Source organism: Gluconacetobacter liquefaciens, from assembly GCF_003350405.1.
Lineage (GTDB): Bacteria > Pseudomonadota > Alphaproteobacteria > Acetobacterales > Acetobacteraceae > Gluconacetobacter > Gluconacetobacter liquefaciens.
Genome location: NZ_QQAW01000005.1, coordinates 278,573 through 294,496 on the forward strand (window position 1 = coordinate 278,573; position 15,924 = coordinate 294,496).

At 64.7% G+C, this 15,924-nt stretch carries 14 protein-coding genes; 5 read left to right on the plus strand and 9 right to left on the minus strand.

Annotation, left to right across the window (positions count from 1 at the left end; genetic code table 11):
• Nucleotides 1-15: 15 nt before the first annotated feature.
• Complete coding sequence (locus C7453_RS11070; RefSeq protein ID WP_114727587.1) at nt 16-783, minus strand: DUF1868 domain-containing protein; 768 nt, start codon at nt 781-783, stop codon at nt 16-18.
• Between the two features lie 3 nt (nt 784-786).
• On the minus strand, nt 787-3,267 hold the full coding sequence (locus C7453_RS11075; protein ID WP_114727588.1) for a TonB-dependent receptor: 2,481 nt from the start codon (nt 3,265-3,267) through the stop codon (nt 787-789).
• Nucleotides 3,268-3,575: 308 nt separating this feature from the next.
• On the opposite strand from C7453_RS11075, the gene C7453_RS11080 reads away from it, so the two are divergent.
• Entirely contained in the window at nt 3,576-4,355 is a 780-nt protein-coding gene (locus tag C7453_RS11080) for an acetoin reductase (protein WP_114727589.1), read from the plus strand.
• Between the two features lie 16 nt (nt 4,356-4,371).
• Here the strand turns inward: C7453_RS11080 and C7453_RS11085 are convergent, their stop codons facing one another.
• Both C7453_RS11085 and C7453_RS11090 read right to left on the minus strand, forming a co-directional pair.
• Nucleotides 4,372-5,040, minus strand: coding sequence for a flavin reductase family protein (locus tag C7453_RS11085; protein ID WP_114727590.1), 669 nt, complete (start codon nt 5,038-5,040; stop codon nt 4,372-4,374).
• A gap of 54 nt (nt 5,041-5,094) precedes the next feature.
• Nucleotides 5,095-6,444: a cytochrome P450 gene (locus C7453_RS11090; protein ID WP_114727591.1), complete on the minus strand. Its 1,350-nt coding sequence runs from the start codon at nt 6,442-6,444 to the stop codon at nt 5,095-5,097.
• A 365-nt stretch (nt 6,445-6,809) separates the two neighbouring features.
• Here C7453_RS11090 and C7453_RS11095 point away from each other — a divergent pair, with 365 nt between their 5' ends.
• Nucleotides 6,810-7,937, plus strand: coding sequence for a polyamine ABC transporter substrate-binding protein (locus tag C7453_RS11095; protein WP_245948982.1), 1,128 nt, complete (start codon nt 6,810-6,812; stop codon nt 7,935-7,937).
• Nucleotides 7,924-9,561 (plus strand): GGDEF domain-containing protein, encoded by a 1,638-nt coding sequence (locus tag C7453_RS11100; RefSeq protein ID WP_114727593.1) that lies wholly within the window; start codon nt 7,924-7,926, stop codon nt 9,559-9,561. The genes C7453_RS11095 and C7453_RS11100 overlap by 14 nt, the downstream gene beginning before the upstream one ends.
• Here C7453_RS11100 and C7453_RS11105 read toward each other — a convergent pair.
• The 4 genes from C7453_RS11105 to C7453_RS11120 all read right to left on the minus strand — a co-directional run bounded on the left by C7453_RS11105 (nt 9,494) and on the right by C7453_RS11120 (nt 11,823).
• Nucleotides 9,494-9,970: a GAF domain-containing protein gene (locus C7453_RS11105; RefSeq protein ID WP_114727594.1), complete on the minus strand. Its 477-nt coding sequence runs from the start codon at nt 9,968-9,970 to the stop codon at nt 9,494-9,496. The two genes, C7453_RS11100 and C7453_RS11105, sit on opposite strands and share 68 nt — an antisense overlap.
• 242 nt (nt 9,971-10,212) lie before the next feature.
• Complete coding sequence (locus tag C7453_RS11110) at nt 10,213-10,497, minus strand: SelT/SelW/SelH family protein (protein ID WP_114727595.1); 285 nt, start codon at nt 10,495-10,497, stop codon at nt 10,213-10,215.
• Between the two features lie 126 nt (nt 10,498-10,623).
• Complete coding sequence (locus tag C7453_RS11115; protein WP_114727596.1) at nt 10,624-10,893, minus strand: HU family DNA-binding protein; 270 nt, start codon at nt 10,891-10,893, stop codon at nt 10,624-10,626.
• Between the two features lie 162 nt (nt 10,894-11,055).
• Nucleotides 11,056-11,823, minus strand: a complete 768-nt coding sequence (locus C7453_RS11120) for a glucose 1-dehydrogenase (protein WP_114727597.1) — start codon at nt 11,821-11,823, stop codon at nt 11,056-11,058.
• Nucleotides 11,824-12,187: 364 nt separating this feature from the next.
• On the opposite strand from C7453_RS11120, the gene C7453_RS11125 reads away from it, so the two are divergent.
• Nucleotides 12,188-13,993, plus strand: coding sequence for a HAMP domain-containing methyl-accepting chemotaxis protein (locus C7453_RS11125; protein WP_220791217.1), 1,806 nt, complete (start codon nt 12,188-12,190; stop codon nt 13,991-13,993).
• Between the two features lie 219 nt (nt 13,994-14,212).
• Here the strand turns inward: C7453_RS11125 and C7453_RS11130 are convergent, their stop codons facing one another.
• Entirely contained in the window at nt 14,213-14,782 is a 570-nt protein-coding gene (locus C7453_RS11130; protein WP_174787979.1) for an HNH endonuclease, read from the minus strand.
• Nucleotides 14,783-14,959: 177 nt separating this feature from the next.
• Between C7453_RS11130 and gluQRS the strand changes: the two genes are divergently transcribed.
• Nucleotides 14,960-15,880 carry a tRNA glutamyl-Q(34) synthetase GluQRS gene (gene gluQRS / locus C7453_RS11135; RefSeq protein ID WP_114727599.1) on the plus strand — a complete coding sequence of 307 codons (921 nt, stop codon included), beginning with the start codon at nt 14,960-14,962 and terminating at the stop codon, nt 15,878-15,880.
• Nucleotides 15,881-15,924: the final 44 nt, after the last annotated feature.

The following is a 15,924-nucleotide window of genomic DNA, read 5'->3' on the forward strand; positions in this document are numbered from 1 at the left end:
CTGGAATCGGAGCTGTCATGATTGGCGCGGTAGCGGAAAAAGCGGCGTAAAGGCAAGCATGTCGTCATAGGTGCAGAAGCGCGGGGCACCGAGGGGAAGGGCGCGCCGTTCTGTCGGCATTTCTGCCAGCAGGGCATCGATGCGTGCCTGTGTCCGGGCTCTCGCGTCCGGGTCCAGCGGGGCGATCGTGTAGGCCAGCGACATGTGGAAGCCGTACCGGACGTGACTGGGCCGGTGGATTGCCAGGCGGGCGGCGATTTCGTCGCGCAGGTGACGGATGGCGCTTTCCTGTGTGTCGTCGAAGCCCGTGACGTTCAGTCGGACACCGCGATCGGTGATGCTCAGGTCCCTGGCGCGCATGACGATGGGTTGCGGATAGTCGAACGGGGTGGCGGTCAGCGCACGGGCTGCGTACTGCGTCACGGTGGCGATCGGTGCATCGATCGGTAGGGCGGCGGGCCAGTTCTGCGGGGTGCGGTCGTGGTCGTTCACGCCTTCGAAGACCGTCATGTGGAATGACGAGACGGGAAGCAGGGCGAGCTGGCGTGCAATAGGACTGTCGGCCAGGGCGTCATGCAGTGTTGCCATCAGCGTGGCGGCTGCCGAGCCGTGATCGAGCGGGATGATGATCGTGTTGCCGTGGAACGGCAGTGCCGTGCCGCTGGCGTCGAACTTGCGTCCGACCTCGGGGATCGTGGCGGCGCGGCCGCTGCATGCTGGCAGGAGGCTGCCGGCGATGGCCGAGAGGACAAGGCGGCGGGTCGTCGGAGCGGTGTAGGCCATGGTTCAGAATTCTGCCGAGAAGGTTGCGGAGACGGCGCGGGGCGAGCCCAGCGTGTAGGTGGGGGTGGACGCCCCCGGCCCGGATGCGGCCAGGTTGTAGGAATTGGGGTTCGCGCCGCCGGTCGGGGTCAGATAGCCCTTATTGAAGATATTGGTGACGTTGATCTGCAGTTTCGGCGCGCTCATGGCGATGCCCTCGGCCAGTGTGACGGTGGGGAAATGATAGCCTACGGACAGGTCGACCGTCGCGTAAGGGGCGGCGGACTGATCGTTCGTCAGGGTCGTGTTGCTTCGGCCGACATAGCGCACGCGGAGCGAACCGCTGACCGGTCCGTTGCGGTACGTCATCTGCGCGACGCCGATCCATGGCGGTGTATTGTAGAATTGCTTGCCTTTCGTGGGCAGGTAGACCGTGGTGCCGCCGGACGGATAGGGAATGTCGGCGGCCATTTTCGCGCTGGTATAGGTGGCCGAACCGTAGAAGCTGAAACCGCGCCACGGTGTCGTGCCGATTTCCAGTTCCGCCCCCCGGTTGTGTGTGCCCCCGAGATTGGCGTAGGTCGCGGCGGCCAGCGGATCGAACGGATTGGCGAACAGGCCGATGCGGTTGTAGAATTCGATATCGAATCCGGTCACCTGCACGTTGAACCATCTATGCTGGAATCGATATCCCCAGTCCATGCTGACGCTGGTTTCGGCGCTGATATCGGGTGCGGCCCCGATCGCGCCGGTCTTCTTGTCCACCAGCTGCTGATCCACGAAATTGGGCGGTAGCCTCTGGCCCGTGCTGATGCTGGCGAAGGCCTGGTGGTTGGGCGTTATGAAATAGCGGGCGCCGGCACTGGGCATCATGCGCGTGAAGTCGCGCTCCACCGCATACCATTTATAGGATTGAGCCTGGTCGCTGGGCAGGTTTTCGAAGCGGCGCGCGTTCTGCTGCCAGCGTGTTCCGAGCGTGACCAGAAGGCGGTCGTGGAAAAAGCGCCCGGTCGCACCGATGGAAAGCTGATGCGTTGTCATGTCGGTTTTCCACAGGCGGTTCTGCAGGACCCTGCCGGTGGCATCCTGAAGCAGGTTGGCGGCGCTGGAGAACAGGATGTCATCCACCGTACCGTCTTCATTGATGGACTGGAACGGGTTGGATTGATGCTGGAACAGGCGTTCGAACCAGTATCCCCCCTCGATCGTCACCGGGCCGATATCCTGCTCAAGGCGCAGGAGGTTGCCGATCCGGTCGAAGGAGCTTTGGCTGAAGCTGTTGACGACCACGGCATCTTTCGTGTCGCCGTCGCCGTTGAGGTCGACGGCCTGGTGCAGGCTGCTCGCCTCCTTCAGCAATGTTTCCGCGGTGCTTCCGCCATATTGGTGATGATAATAAGGCTGAACCGTCAGGCGGGTGTGCGGCGTAGGCGCGAAATGGCCGGCAAGGGTGATCAGCCAACGGTCGCCGACGGTATTCACCATGCCGTAATAAGGCAGGTTATGAGCTGTATAGGGGACCGCGGCCCCGGTGTTGGCATAGACCGCAGTTTGTGCCTTGCCGGCCACCGGCGTGGGATTGAGGCCGAGGAAAGAGTCCAGATCGGTGCCGTATCCGTTGTCGTAGCCATAGGCCCGGTATTGAGCCAGCGTCACATTCCGGTTCTTGCTGCCATATTTGTAGTCGCGGAATGCCATCAGGTCGATCGTGTTTCCCGCGCCGAGATCGAGATGCGAGCGCAGATCGCCGTGATATTTCAGGATGCCGCCCTTGTCCTGGTCATAGACGCTGGCGGTGGAACGGGAAAAACTGATGTAGTTCGTCAGGCGCCCGTCCAGCATCGCGCCGGTATTGTAGCGGGCGAAGGTTCTGACCAGGTCGTAGCTGCCGCCGGTCTGCTCGATGAACGCCTTGCGTGCCTTCGTCGGTGCGCAGGTATGGTAGGCCATCGAGCCGCCGATTTCGCCACGCTGGGGCGAGAGCGGGTCGGAGCCCGCCTGGGTGACGACAACGTTGCAGTAATTTTCTGAATCGTTGTTGGCTGTCAGCACGAAATCGTAGGTGCTGGCGTCGTTCATCGGCACACCGTCGACGGTGAAGCCGATCAGGTTCCGGTCGAACCCGCGAATGGAGATCGACCCGCCGTCGAACAACCCCGTTGGATCGCCCGTCGTTGCGATCACGCCCGGTACCGTCTCGACCAGGGTCGCGGCATTGGCCGAGGGGCGCAGCAGATCGAATGCTTCTTTTGTGACGGTGCTTTGCGCGGTCGTGCCGGTGTGACCGGTCATCAGGCCGCCGCCGACAGGCTTGCGCGTGGCGCGGACTTCCAGTCGTTCCTCGGCAGATGATGGTCGGAACGGCGCTTTTTCCCGATGTGGCGAGGTACGGTGTGCTGTCTGATCGTCCGGGGCGGCGATCGCGGATGCGAAGGGGATCGGGGACAGGGCGGTTATGACCATCGGGCCGCCGCGAATGAGACCGTGCGGATACGATCTGAACATATGAGGATTTCCCAAGGGCGAGAGCGAATGGCTGCTCTATATCGCTGGCCTGTCGGGACTGTCATGTTATAGTTTTGTTGCGGTAGTAAATAAAATTGGGGCGGAACCGTGATACATCGTGCCGCACCGTGTGGCGGCTTTGGCGGCCGTTGCCGTGTGCGCCACTGTCGCAGGTCCGCGACAGGTGTTGCGCCGGCTTGTCACGAGGGCGCGAGAGGGCGTTACATGCCTCTTCCACGCTCAATCGGCCTATGGCGATCTCATGCCCGGCAGCCTGCGTTCCGCATGGCTCGATGGGAGAGGATTGCATGGCAATCACGGGAAAGGTCGCGCTGGTTACGGGAGCGGCCCAGGGCATCGGCCGGGGCATTGCCCTGCGGCTGGCACAGGATGGCGCCGATGTGGCGTTGGTCGATCTGAAACCCGAGCCGCTGCATGCGGTGGCGGCCGAGATCGCGGCCCTTGGGCGCCGGGCCACGACCTTTGTTGCCGATGTGGGCGACCGCGAACAGGTGCGGGCGGCGGTCGATCATGCCGCGCGGGAACTGGGCGGCTTTGACATCATGGTCAACAACGCCGGCATCGCGCAGGTCAAGGCGCTGGCCTCGGTAATGCCCGAGGATGTGGAGCGCATTTTCCGGATCAATGTCCAGGGTGTGCTATGGGGGATCCAGGCGGCGGCCGACCGGTTTGTCGCCAGCGGACAGAAGGGCAAGATCATCAATGCCTGTTCGATCGCCGGGCATGACGGTTTTGCGCTGCTGGGCGTCTATTCGGCGACGAAATTCGCCGTGCGCGGGCTGACCCAGGCGGCGGCGAAGGAATATGCCAGCAAGGGCATTACCGTGAACGCCTATTGCCCCGGCGTGGTGGGGACCAGCATGTGGGTCGAGATCGACCAGCTCTTCTCGGAAATCACGGGGGCGGAGAAGGGGGAGACCTTCCGCAAATATGTCGATGGCATCGCCCTGGGCCGGGCGGAGACGCCCGAGGATGTGGCGGGGCTGGTGTCGTACCTCTCCGGCCCGGATTCCGATTACATGACGGGGCAGTCGGTCCTGATCGACGGTGGGCTGGTTTATCGCTGATCGCGTTCGGAACTGTTCAGGGCTGGCGGGAGAGGATGTCCTGCCAGGTTTCCTCGGTGGGGCGGCCCATCTCGAACATCGCGTCGCGCCGGATCGCGGCGTAGTCGCCGGAGCCGCCGGCGCGCAGGATGGGCTGCGCCCCGGCGGTGTCGTAACTGCCTTCGGCCAGCAGGGTGCGGCGGATATGCACCGCTACCACTTCGCCGAAGACCATCCAGCTTTCCAGATCCTCGCCCCCGACGGTGCGCAGTTGCAGCATCTGGGTCAGGCGGCATTCGAAATGCACCGGACTGTCCGCCACCCGTGGCGGGCGGACCTGCGTGGAAGGCAGGCGGGCCAGGTTGGCGAGGTCGAATTCGCAGACATCGTGCGGGACGGCGGCGGAGCTCAGATTCATCGAACCGGCCAGGGGCAGGGTGGCGAGGTTCCACACGAATTCGCCCGTGGCCTGGATGTTGGCCACCGTGTCTTTCCAGCCGATGCTGGAAAAGCCGATGATCGGCGGCTGGTAGTTGAAGGCGTTGAAGAAGCTGTAGGGCGCGAGATTGGCCCGGCCTGCCGCGTCGATCGAGGAAATCCAGCCGATCGGGCGTGGCCCCACGATGGCGTTGAACGGGTCATGCTTCAGGCCGTGGCCGGTGGCGGGGCGGTAGGAGTGGAAGGCGTCGGACGGATTGGATGACATGGCTGGCGTCCTCGACGGAAGCTGTGGAGCGTATGGCGTGGCCGGCGCGTGAGGTCAGCGGCGGCGCAGGCGGAAGGCGGGGGCGTGGCTGGGCCGGGTCGACAGGACCCCGACCGGCAGCACCGGCCGGTGGTCGGCGAGGGTGAGCGTGAAATCCTGGAGCAGGCGGGCCAGGACCAGCACGGCCTCGGTCATGGCCAGTTGCGCGCCGATGCAGACATGCGGCCCGGCGCCGAACGGCAGGAAGCTGAAGCGCGGGGGATCGGGGCGGTCCAGAAAACGCTGGGGGTCGAATTGCGCCGGGGCGTGCCACAGGGCGGGATTGCGGTGCAGCATCCAGAAAGGCAGCAGCACCATCGCATTGTCGGGCAGGGGGTGGCCGCACAGGTCGGTTTCGCCCACGGTTTCCCGGCCGCTCATGAAGGCGGGCGGATAGAGGCGCAGGGTTTCGCGCACCACGGCCGTCGTGATGTGCAGGGAGGGTAGCGAGGAGGCCGCGCCATCTGGCGTCAGGTCCTTGTCCCGCACTTCCTGCGCGATCTCGTTCTGCCATCGGGTGGACTGGGCCAGCAGCAGGCAGGACCAGAACAGGACCGATGCCGTCGTTTCGTGCCCGGCCACGATCATGGTGGCGACTTCGTCGATCAGTTCGGACGTGGTGCCGCCGCCCTGGTCGCCGAAAGCCGTCTGCATGAGGTCGAACAGGTCGCGCGGGGCATCGGTGGGGGCCTGCGCGTGGCGCGCGGCGATGATCCGGCCGATCAATGCCACCCAGTGGCGGCGGAAACGCGCGCGGCGCCAGCCCAGCAGGGTCGGCGTGCCGGGTGGCAGCAGGAAATCGGAAGGCCGGGGCGTGCCGATGCCCGTCATGAAACGGGTGACGGAGTCACGCAAGGGCTGGTCGAACGCGCCGATCTCCAGCGAGAACATGGAAACCGCCGCGACATCCAGCGCCAGGCGCCGCATGGCTGAGAACAGGTCGACCGGGCCGCTGGTCTCCAGGTTTCGGCAGCCCCGATCGGCGCAGGCGGCGATATGTCCGGCCAGCACGGGCACCGTGCGCGGGGTGAAGGCCGGGGCCATGGCGCGGCGCTGCCGCCGCCACGTGTCGCCCTCGCTGACCAGCAGGCCGCGCCCGACGATGGGACTGAGCACGCGCTGGCCGACGCGCATGCGGCGATAATGCCCGGCATCCGACGTCAGGATCGCCTGCATGGATTCAGGGGCGGCAGCCAGCACCAACGGGCGGCCCAGTGCGCGCAGGATGACCACCGGCTGGGTGAAGCAGCGCTGTGGAAAGGCCGAATAGCCGTTGCGCCGCAGGGTCGCGAGAACGCGCAGGCCCCCGGCATGTTCCGACAGAAGAGGGGGCATCGGCGGAACGAGAGGGGATGAGTCGAGCACGCGCGGACCTTTGCTGGACGGGTGGACAGCGTAGCCAAACCGGTCGGGGCGGGAAAGCGGGGGGGGGAGGGGCCATGTGCCTGCGGCAGAGAGAAGCCGTTAATTCTCTATCGCAACAAATATCTGTCGTATGCGCGGGTGACCGTGATAGGAAATCGAAGAGAACTGGCCTTGTTTTGCCGGCGCCAGGAGCGTCGCCCGTGGAGAGTTGATTGCGAAAGCGAAATGCGTAATGGCACGTCGCCAATCCTTGGCGATGGCGGCGCGTGGTGTCTGTTGCCGGTCTTTTTTCGGTATGCTGCATGATAGGGCGACGGACATTCAGGCGACGCGGGTATGAGGACCATCGCGCCGGACAAGGCGATTTGGCGACGGATCGGGGGAACGTGCGCGCCTGTGCGAGAGGCCGCTGGAACAGGCGATCTGCCGGGCCGGGGGATAGCCCGCGTTTTCTGGCCGGGATGCTGGGGGTTGGTCTGGCCCTTCTGGCCCTGCGGCCTGTTGCCGCGCAGGCGAATGCCCTGAATTTCCTTGTCTGGGAATGGGGGATCAGCCCCGATGTGGTTCGGGCCTGGACGGCCATGACCGGCATCGCGATCAATCAGATCGTCTTTGACAATGGCGACCGGCGGGACCTGCTGATCGCGAACGTCGATGCGCCGATCGACCTGGCCGTGGTCGATAGTGCCCATGTCCAGGCATTCGGTGAGCGGGGGCTGCTGCTGGATCAGGCCGGCCTGCCCTTGCCCGAGACGTCGCGCAGCGAGGAGCGGTGGCGTGGCATGTGCGGGCGATACGGTGTGCCGTATAGCTGGGGGAATACCGGGATCGTCTATCGCGCTGACCGCATGAAGGTAGCGCCGCAATCGTGGGGTGACCTGCTGAAGCCGGACCTCGCCCTGGCCGGGCATATCGCCATGACTGACGACCAGGAGGAATTGCTGGCTGCCGCCCTGAATTTCATGGGGCGCCCGATGAACAGCGGCGATCCGGGGGATCTGCGACGGGCCTTCGAACTGCTGCGCGCGCAGTCGCCCGCCGTGCTGACCTATGGCCTGCCCTCGACGGCACAGACGCGGCGCGATGTCCGGGGGCAGATCTTTATCGGCCTGGGAGGGACGGGAGACCAGAAGACCCTGAACATGGCCGGCGCGGGGACGGAGACGTGGCGCTTCGTGACGCCGCGCGAGGGCGCGATGGTATGGACCGACTGCCTGGTGGTGCTCAGGCGCACGCGCAATCCGGGCATGGCGGAACGGTTCGTCGCGTTTCTGGCGCAGGCCGACAATGCGGCGGCGAATGCCATGTTCCTGCGCCAGCCGACGACCAACCCGCATGCGGCCGCCCTGCTGCCGGCCAGGATGCGCGAGGACCCGCAGATCTATCCGCCCGCGGATTATCCGATTCTCTATCGCGGGCCTTTCCCGACCGACAGTCTGCCGTTGCGCCGGCATATTCTCAGTGCCCTGCTGGCGATCCATGACGCTCAGTAGGCGAGCGCTCGCGGTTCTGTTCCCTATCGTCCTGCTGGGGCATATCCTGGCGGGCGGGGCGGCGTATCTGGGGTATCGCCATGCGCTGGTCACGCAGAACAGGGCCAGGCTTCAGCAGAATCTGTCGCAGCTTCAGAATGCGTATGCCGACTATGCGTCGCTGGACTCGCAACTGCTGTATGTGGTGCGCAACAGCCCGGCCTTTCTGACCTTTGTCGATGAAAGCGATGCCGAATACCGGACCAGGGTTCTGGCGATCGGTGTGCAGGACAGCCTGCAATCGCTGGTTCCCAATGACGGGACGAGCGTGTCGTGCAGCGTTTTCCAGTCGGATGGAAAGCAGATCTTCTATTTCGACAATGGCGCGGACCCGTTCCAGAGGCTGGGGACCCGCCAGTCGGCCTTTGCGCAGGCGGTGCTGAACGATGACGTGGCATCGCGTTCGGGGCTGGTGACCGAGGGAGATGGTACCACCTATCTGGCGATGGCCGCGAAGGTGCTGGCGCGCACGGGGGGCGTGGGCGTTGCGGGGCCGCAGCCGGATCAGTCGGTCGTCATGCAGGTGGCGGTGCGGCCCCGCCGGTTCGAGACGATCCGCGACACCATGGCCAGGGAGTATGGCGCGCCGGTCGCACTGACGGATTTGCCGCCGGCATCGCACGGGGAATTATCCGCCAGTATCCGGCTGGCGGCTGGTCTTTATGCGCAGGAGACGCCATCCGTCGCCTATCTGCGTGGCCCACTGACGCGCTTTGCCGCCGTGACCGGTCTGTTCGTCATCGTGCTCAGCGTGGTGTCGGTCTCGGTGCTGATGGCGCTGGTGCGCCGCTATATCATCGTGCCGGTCGAGGAACTTGACCGGCAGGTGACGGCGATTACGGAAAATCGCCGACAGGATATCGACGTGCCCGATATGGGGGAGGTCGGCCGGCTGGCGGCGAACGTGCGGCTGCTGCATGGCCAGTTGACGCGATCGCTGCGGCAGATCCGGCAGCTTTACGAGACGGATCTGGTGACGGGGATCGGCAACCGGATCTATTTCAACGACAAGCTCGACCAGTTCTATCAACTCAGCGCCACGACCGGCCGGCCGCTGACCATGCTGTTCATCGATCTGGACAATTTCAAGCAGGTCAATGACGTGCATGGGCACCGGACCGGCGATGCGTTGCTGGAGGCGGTGGCGTGTGCGCTGAGTGCCGCCGTCCGCGATGCGACCGAGGACGGGGCCGAGGCGATGGGGACCGTGGCGCGGCTGTCGGGAGACGAATTCACCGCGCTGATCATGGCCGATCCACGGAGCACGGTGGTCAGGGCGCTGATCGACGCCTTCCTGCTGAAGTTTCGTGGTGGCTTCCAGGTCGATGCGGCGTCTTACCCCGTTACAGCCAGCATCGGGGTCGCGACGGCGCCGGGCGATGCCGGTACGCCGACGCATCTGCTCTGGTGCGCGGACCATGCGATGTATCACGCCAAGGCCGCCGGTCGGAACACGGTGGCCTTTTATGCCGACCTGCCGCGCGATGAAGCGGCAGGGGGCGCGCCGGAGCGGGGCGTTATGCCGGAAGAGCGCGGACGAGCAATGCGGCCACCGCTTCCACAAGCTGCCGGTCCTGCGGTGTGAAGCGGTCGGGGATCGGGCTGTCGATATCCAGCACGCCGATCAGCCGGTCACCGGCGAGCAGCGGGACCACGATTTCCGAGGCGGAGGCGGCGTCGCAGGCGATGTGGCCGGGAAAGGCGTGGACGTCTGCCACCACGATGGTCTCGCGGCTGGTCGCGGCGGCGCCGCATACCCCCTTGCCCAGCGGGATGCGGGTGCAGGCGACCCGGCCCTGGAATGGCCCGAGAACAAGCTGGTCGTCGCGCAGGAAATAGAAGCCGGCCCAGTTGATGTGGGGCAGGGCCTCGAACAGCAGGGCGGCGACATTCGCGGCATTGGCGATCAGGTCGGGTTCGCCGGCCAGGATGGCCTCGACACTGCCCAGCAGGTCGTCCGGCGTGACACGTTGATCGGCAGGCTGGTGGCTCATGGACATGCTCCGGTCGTCGAACGTCCTCTCATACTGCGAAGCGGGACGAAGTGGAATGTGACGTCATTCTAGTGGAGGGAAAGCCTGGCTGGACATGTGGGCTGGTGAGCGAGAGTGCCGCGAAGCGGCACGGCCGTCGTGTGTTTCCGAGCACCGAAGCGGAGCGGCCTTGATGGCCGTGAGCATCGGAGCGCAGGAAACGCGCGTCGGATCGCCGCCAGCACGCATGTCCAGCCAGGCTTTTAGCGGTCGGTGTGGCCTAGGGATCTTTCGGGATCTATCCTGTCTCGCACTCTCTGCTTCAGGTCCTTGGGGCCGGGGAAGCCGCCGTCGCGGGTGCGTTCCCACAACAGGCTGTCATCCAGCATGATTTCGAAACGGCCGCCGCTGTCGTCGGGGATCAGCGCGACCTCGCCCAGCGCGGCGCCGAAGGTCGAGAGAAGTTCCTGCGCCATCCAGGCCGCGCGCAGCAGCCAGTTGCAGCGGACGCAATAGCGGATCGTCAGGCGCGGGGGCTGGGTGGGCATGGAGCGGTCTTTCCCGAGGCAGTGGCCGGGGTGGTGGCGCCCGGCCGGTTCCCGGAGGGAACGCGGGCTGCCTCGCAAAGGATGCATGGGGCGGGCGGGTTGCCCCGCCCAGGTCGGTCGGGACGATCAGACCGTTTTTTTCAGGTTCGGGCTGGCCTTGAAGCGGACGGTCTTGCCGGCCTTGACCTTGACCGGCTCGCCGGTGCGGGGATTGAGAGCCTTGCGGGCCTTTGTCTTGTGCACGGTGAACGTGCCGAAGGAGGGCAGGGTGAAGCCGCCTTCCTTGTGCAGCTCGGCCACGATCGCATCGATCAGGTCGTTCGCGGCCTTGCCGGCGGCGACACCCGTGCAGTTAAGAGAATCCTGAAGAACGGCGGCGATGAAAGCCTTGCTCATGGAGGAGCGTGTCCCAATAGTTAAAGATGCCGGGACGGTAGCAGCGGGATCGGAAAATTGTCTAATCCGATCGTAATGAAATGTGCCAGAAACGCCGTCTTTTTTGGGTAGGTGTGGACGAAAAGCTGCTTGCGGCAGGTTTTCGTCCGGTAAAATCTGCTCTTACTGGGCGGTATAGCCGCCATCGATGACCAGTTCGCTGCCGGTCATGAATTTCGATTCGTCGGAGGCTAGGTAGAGGATTCCGTAGGCGATGTCGTCGGCCTCGCCCAGATGACCGATCGGGTGCAGGGCCTCCAGCCGCTTGCGCGCGGCGACCTGGTCCGGGGTTTCGCCCGTCAGGCCCTGAACCATCGGGGTCCAGATATAGCCGGGATGGACGGAATTGACGCGGACCCGGTAGCCGGAGCGGGCGCAATGCAGGGCGGCCGACTTGGTGAACAGGCGCACGCCGCCCTTGCTGGCGTTGTAGGCGGCCAGGGTCGGGTCGCCGATCAGGCCCTCGATCGAGGACAGGTTGATGATCGAACCGCCATGGTCCTTCATCGCCGCGACGGCGGCCTTCGTGCCCAGGAACACGCCGTCGAGATTGATCGACTGCACGCGGCGCCAGTCGTTCAGGCTGGTGCTTTCCACCGTGCCGGCATAGGCGATGCCGGCATTGTTGACCGCGATGTCCAGCCGGCCGAAGCGGGCCAGGACGGCGGCGATGGCCCGCGTCCAGTCCTCTTCCCGGCTGACATCGAGCGGAACGAAGAGGGCTTCGCCGCCTGCTGCCTCGATTTCGGCGACGACGGCCTGGCCTTCATCGGCCTTCAGGTCGGCGACCGCGACCTTCGCGCCTTCCCTGGCCAGCAGCAGGGCGGTTGCCTTGCCGATGCCGAGGGCGGCGCCTGTGACGATCGCGACTTTTCCGGAAACTCGTGCCATGACGGTGCTCCATGATCAGAAATGGCGTGCACTATGGTGAGGGCGCTGAACGGGATTCCATGATCTGGGTCAAGGCGCGGATGCGGCTCTTTGGCCTTGGCAGGGCCGCGCATGGGGCGGGATGATAGGGCGGCGTGGCGGGGTTTTCCAGGAAATTGGGTGGAGCGGCACCCGTCGCGTCGTGCGCCGCCGACGGTGACGGGGAAAAGTAAATATAAACTTAATAATTCGGGCGGGGGTTCGATTGTAGGGTCGGGCGCCTCTCCCTGCCATTCCGGTTCGGGGCAGGCGCGCACCCATCGCCTGCTGCGGTGGCGAGAGAGCGAAAGGATGGCTTGTGCGATCGCCCGGTATTAAAGGATCGTTGAGTATCGTTCTGTTTTTTATCGCTCTTTCCTGTATCGTTTCGGGATTGTTTTCGATACGGGGGCTGACTTACGTCAACGAACGGGTCGAGGACATCACCAACCGGTCGCTGGCCAGCATCAAGGCGCTCTCGACCCTTCGTACAGAGATCCAGAATTTCCGGGGTATCGAGATCCGGCAGCTTACTGCGGCGTCGCAGGATGATTTCAAGAAGCTTGCCGGCGAAAGCGACGCGGCATCCGACAGGATCGCCCATGCTATCGACCGGTATGTGCCGTTTATCACGACCGATCGGGAGCAGGCGCTGTTCCATAATATTCAGGAGCAGTGGTATCAGTACAAAGACCTGCATGACGATACGTTCAAGGACTGGTTGGTTTCCCAGGACCATGCCCATGCCGTGGTGACGGCCGGCCAGGAGCTGGTTGATGCCGAGGAAACGGTATCGGAGACCCTGACCTCGTTCCTTGATGGCAGCATCAGGGATGCGGCTTCCTATGGTGTTGAGTCGGAGGGTGTTTACAGGACGACGGTTCGTTGGGTTTATGCGGCCTATGCCGTGCTGTTTGTCGTGATGCTGGCGGCTATTCTGGTGGTTCTGTACAAGATCCTGCGGCCGCTTCAGCGGATCAATGCTTCCATTACCCGGTTGGCGGCGGGAGAGACGGATCTGGTCTTTCCCATGGCCCGCCGGAGGGACGAGATCGGTGCGATTTCCCGTTCGCTTGAGGTCTTTCGTGTTGCGGCCATCGCGAAGCAGGCGCTGGAGCGGGATGCGGAGGGCCAGCGCCGCCGCGCGGAGGCCGAGCGCGTGGCCATTCAGGAGCAGGCCGAAGCCGAGGCGCGGGAACGGTTGCTTCAGGCGACCAGCGCGTTGGCCGACGGGCTGAGGCGGATGGCGGGCGGCGACCTTTCCTTTCAGATCGTCACGCCGTTTTCGGCGGAATTCGAATCCCTGCGTCGCGATTTCAACCGGTCGCTGGCGCAGCTTGGCGCGGCGTTCGGCCATATGTCGGGCGCCGTTCGCGTGATCAGCGACGGCACGCATGAGCTGGCGGGCGGCGCGGAGACGCTGGCACGGCGGACCGAGCACCAGGCTGCCGCGCTGGAAGAGACGAATACGGCTGTGGCAGGGATTGCCCGGAGCGTGGCGGATACGGCGGAACGATCGGAGACGGCCCGCGAGATCGGGGCGCGGGCGCGCCGGTCGGCCGCGACGTCGAGCACCATTACGCTGGAGACCGAAGAGGCGATGCGGCGGATCGAGCAGGGATCGGAGAAGATTGCCGCGATCGTCGACATGATCGACGGGATTGCCTTCCAGACCAATATCCTGGCGCTGAATGCCAGCGTCGAGGCGGCCAGGGCGGGGGAGGCCGGCAGGGGCTTTACCGTGGTGGCCAGCGAAGTGCGCTTGCTGGCGCAGAAAAGCGCCGATGCCGCGCGGGATGTGCGCGGCGTGATCCGCGCGACTGCCGCCGACGTGAAGGAAGGGTCCAGCCGGGTCAAGGATTGTAGCGGAACGCTGCGGACGATTTCCGATTTCATCGGCCAGATGGGGCAGCATCTGGATGCCATCGCCGTAGCGGCGAAGGAGCAGTCATCGAGCCTGTCGGAAATCAATGCCGCCATGGGGGCGCTGGACCAGACAACCCAGCAGAATACGAATGTTGCCGACACATTCAACGGAACCTCCAGGCAGTTGGCCGCCGAAGGGCGCAGGCTCAGCGGACTGGTGGAAAAATTCCGGCTGCCGGGGGAAAGTGAGCATGCGTCTCGGCTGGTCGCCATAAGCGGGCGTTAGGACTGCGCGCGTTCGCTCTTGAGAGAGAGCGCCGCCCGCGCGCATTCTCGGTCGGTCTCAGAGAGGTTGTTTGCAAAGAAGGCCTGCTGGACGAGCGTGCCGCGAAGCGGCGTGGCCGGCATGTATCTTCCCGCATCGGAGCGGCCTGCATGGCTGTGGGTACCGAAGCGCAGGAAACGCGCGCTGGATCGCCGCCCGTGCGTGTTTTCGGTCAGGCTCTCAGGTATCCAGTTCGCTGTCCCAGTAGAGATAGTCGCGCCAGCTTTCATGCAGGTAGTTCGGCGGGAAGGAGCGGCCGTTTTCCTGGAGTTCCCAGGTTGAAGGCTGGGCGGGGGTCCGGCGCGGATACATATGGAGTTCGTGCGGCATCCGCGAGCCCTTCATCAGATTGCAGGGGCTACAGGCGGTGACGACATTTTCCCAGGTGGTGCGGCCGCCCTTGCAGCGGGGCACGACGTGATCGAACGTCAGTTCGTGGGTCGGCAGGCGGTCGAGACAATATTGGCAGGCAAAATTGTCGCGCAGGAAAACATTGAAACGGGTAAAGGCCGGTCGGCGCGCGGTCGGGATGTAATCCTTCAGGGCGATGACGCTGGGTAATCGAAGCGACCGGCTGGGAGAGCGGACTTCTTCGTCATATTCACTGAGGACCGAGACCCGGTCGAGGAATACGGCCTTGATGGCATCCTGCCATGACCAGAGCGAGAGCGGGAAATAGGAAAGCGGCCTGAAATCAGCATTCAGGACCAGGGCCGGATAATGTGGACTGCCAGCAAGCAAGGGGCGCATCCTTTCGCGATGCCGCCACACCATCATCAGGCGTTGTTACTCAAAATCGGAACGCCGAATGATATGCGCCGTTGAGAACCTTCAATCCATATCGCAAATATTCGGTGTTTCCGCAAGGGAGAGCGGGGGATTCGTGCCGGTTATGCGGCATGGTGGCGTGCGAGAGGATGTGAAGGCATGACGGCATCCTGCTGTTTTCAGGATGGAAATCCGCAGGGTGGCCGTGGGTGGGTGACGCGCTTTGCGCCCAGCCCGACCGGTTTTCTGCATCTGGGGCATGCCGCTGCCGCGCTGGTGGCCTGGAATGCGGCCCGCGATTCGGGCGGGCGCTTCCTGTTGCGGATCGAGGATATTGATCCCGGCCGTTGCCGCGAGGCGTTCGAAGCGGCGATCGTTGAGGATCTTGCCTGGCTGGGCATCGTGCCGGATGGAGTGGTTCGCCGGCAGTCCGATCATATGGCGGATTATCGGGCTGTGCTGGACGAACTGGCGCGGCGCGGGCTGCTTTATCCCTGTTTCTGCACCCGTGCCGATATCAGGCGGGAGACTGCCGAGGCCGCCCATGCGCCGCATCATGCCCCCGACGGTACGCTGGCCTATGGCGGGACCTGTCGCGGCCTGTCGGCGGCGGAGCGGGCCGAACGTATCGCTGCCGGGGTGCCGCATGTGTTGCGGCTGGACATGGCGCGGGCGACCGCCGAGGTGGGCGGCGACGTGATGAACTGGCGGGAGTGGGTCGGGGGCGAGCGGCGGATGGTGTCGGCGCCGGTCGCGCCGTTTGGTGATGTGGTGCTGGCGCGCAAGGATTGCCCGGCGTCCTATCATCTCTGCGTGACGCATGACGATGCGTTGCAGGGGGTCAGTCTGGTGACGCGGGGCGAGGACCTGCGTCCCGCGACGTCGGTGCATCGGCTGTTGCAGGTGCTGATGGGCTGGCCGGCGCCGGAGTATGTCCATCATCCGCTGCTGCTGGATGACGAGGGCCGCCGGTTGGCCAAGCGCGACCGGGCGCAGACCCTGCGGGCGCTGCGGGCGGCGGGGCACGATGCGCAGGCCGTGCGCGACGCCGCGATGGGAAAAGCGGCCCTGCCGGCCTGATCTGCGGCGATCGGCAGTTTCCTCGGCCGGCGCTTCGCATTACG

Bases quoted from the DNA above. Each gene is read 5' to 3' on its own strand.
- C7453_RS11130 (WP_174787979.1), bottom strand. From the start codon at position 14,782: ATGCGCCCCTTGCTTGCTGGCAGTCCACATTATCCGGCCCTGGTCCTG.
- C7453_RS11120 (WP_114727597.1), bottom strand. From the start codon at position 11,823: ATGGCACGAGTTTCCGGAAAAGTCGCGATCGTCACAGGCGCCGCCCTC.
- gluQRS (WP_114727599.1), top strand. From the start codon at position 14,960: ATGACGGCATCCTGCTGTTTTCAGGATGGAAATCCGCAGGGTGGCCGT.
- C7453_RS11115 (WP_114727596.1), bottom strand. From the start codon at position 10,893: ATGAGCAAGGCTTTCATCGCCGCCGTTCTTCAGGATTCTCTTAACTGC.
- C7453_RS11110 (WP_114727595.1), bottom strand. From the start codon at position 10,497: ATGCCCACCCAGCCCCCGCGCCTGACGATCCGCTATTGCGTCCGCTGC.
- C7453_RS11085 (WP_114727590.1), bottom strand. From the start codon at position 5,040: ATGTCATCCAATCCGTCCGACGCCTTCCACTCCTACCGCCCCGCCACC.
- C7453_RS11100 (WP_114727593.1), top strand. From the start codon at position 7,924: ATGACGCTCAGTAGGCGAGCGCTCGCGGTTCTGTTCCCTATCGTCCTG.
- C7453_RS11075 (WP_114727588.1), bottom strand. From the start codon at position 3,267: ATGTTCAGATCGTATCCGCACGGTCTCATTCGCGGCGGCCCGATGGTC.
- C7453_RS11080 (WP_114727589.1), top strand. From the start codon at position 3,576: ATGGCAATCACGGGAAAGGTCGCGCTGGTTACGGGAGCGGCCCAGGGC.
- C7453_RS11070 (WP_114727587.1), bottom strand. From the start codon at position 783: ATGGCCTACACCGCTCCGACGACCCGCCGCCTTGTCCTCTCGGCCATC.
- C7453_RS11105 (WP_114727594.1), bottom strand. From the start codon at position 9,970: ATGAGCCACCAGCCTGCCGATCAACGTGTCACGCCGGACGACCTGCTG.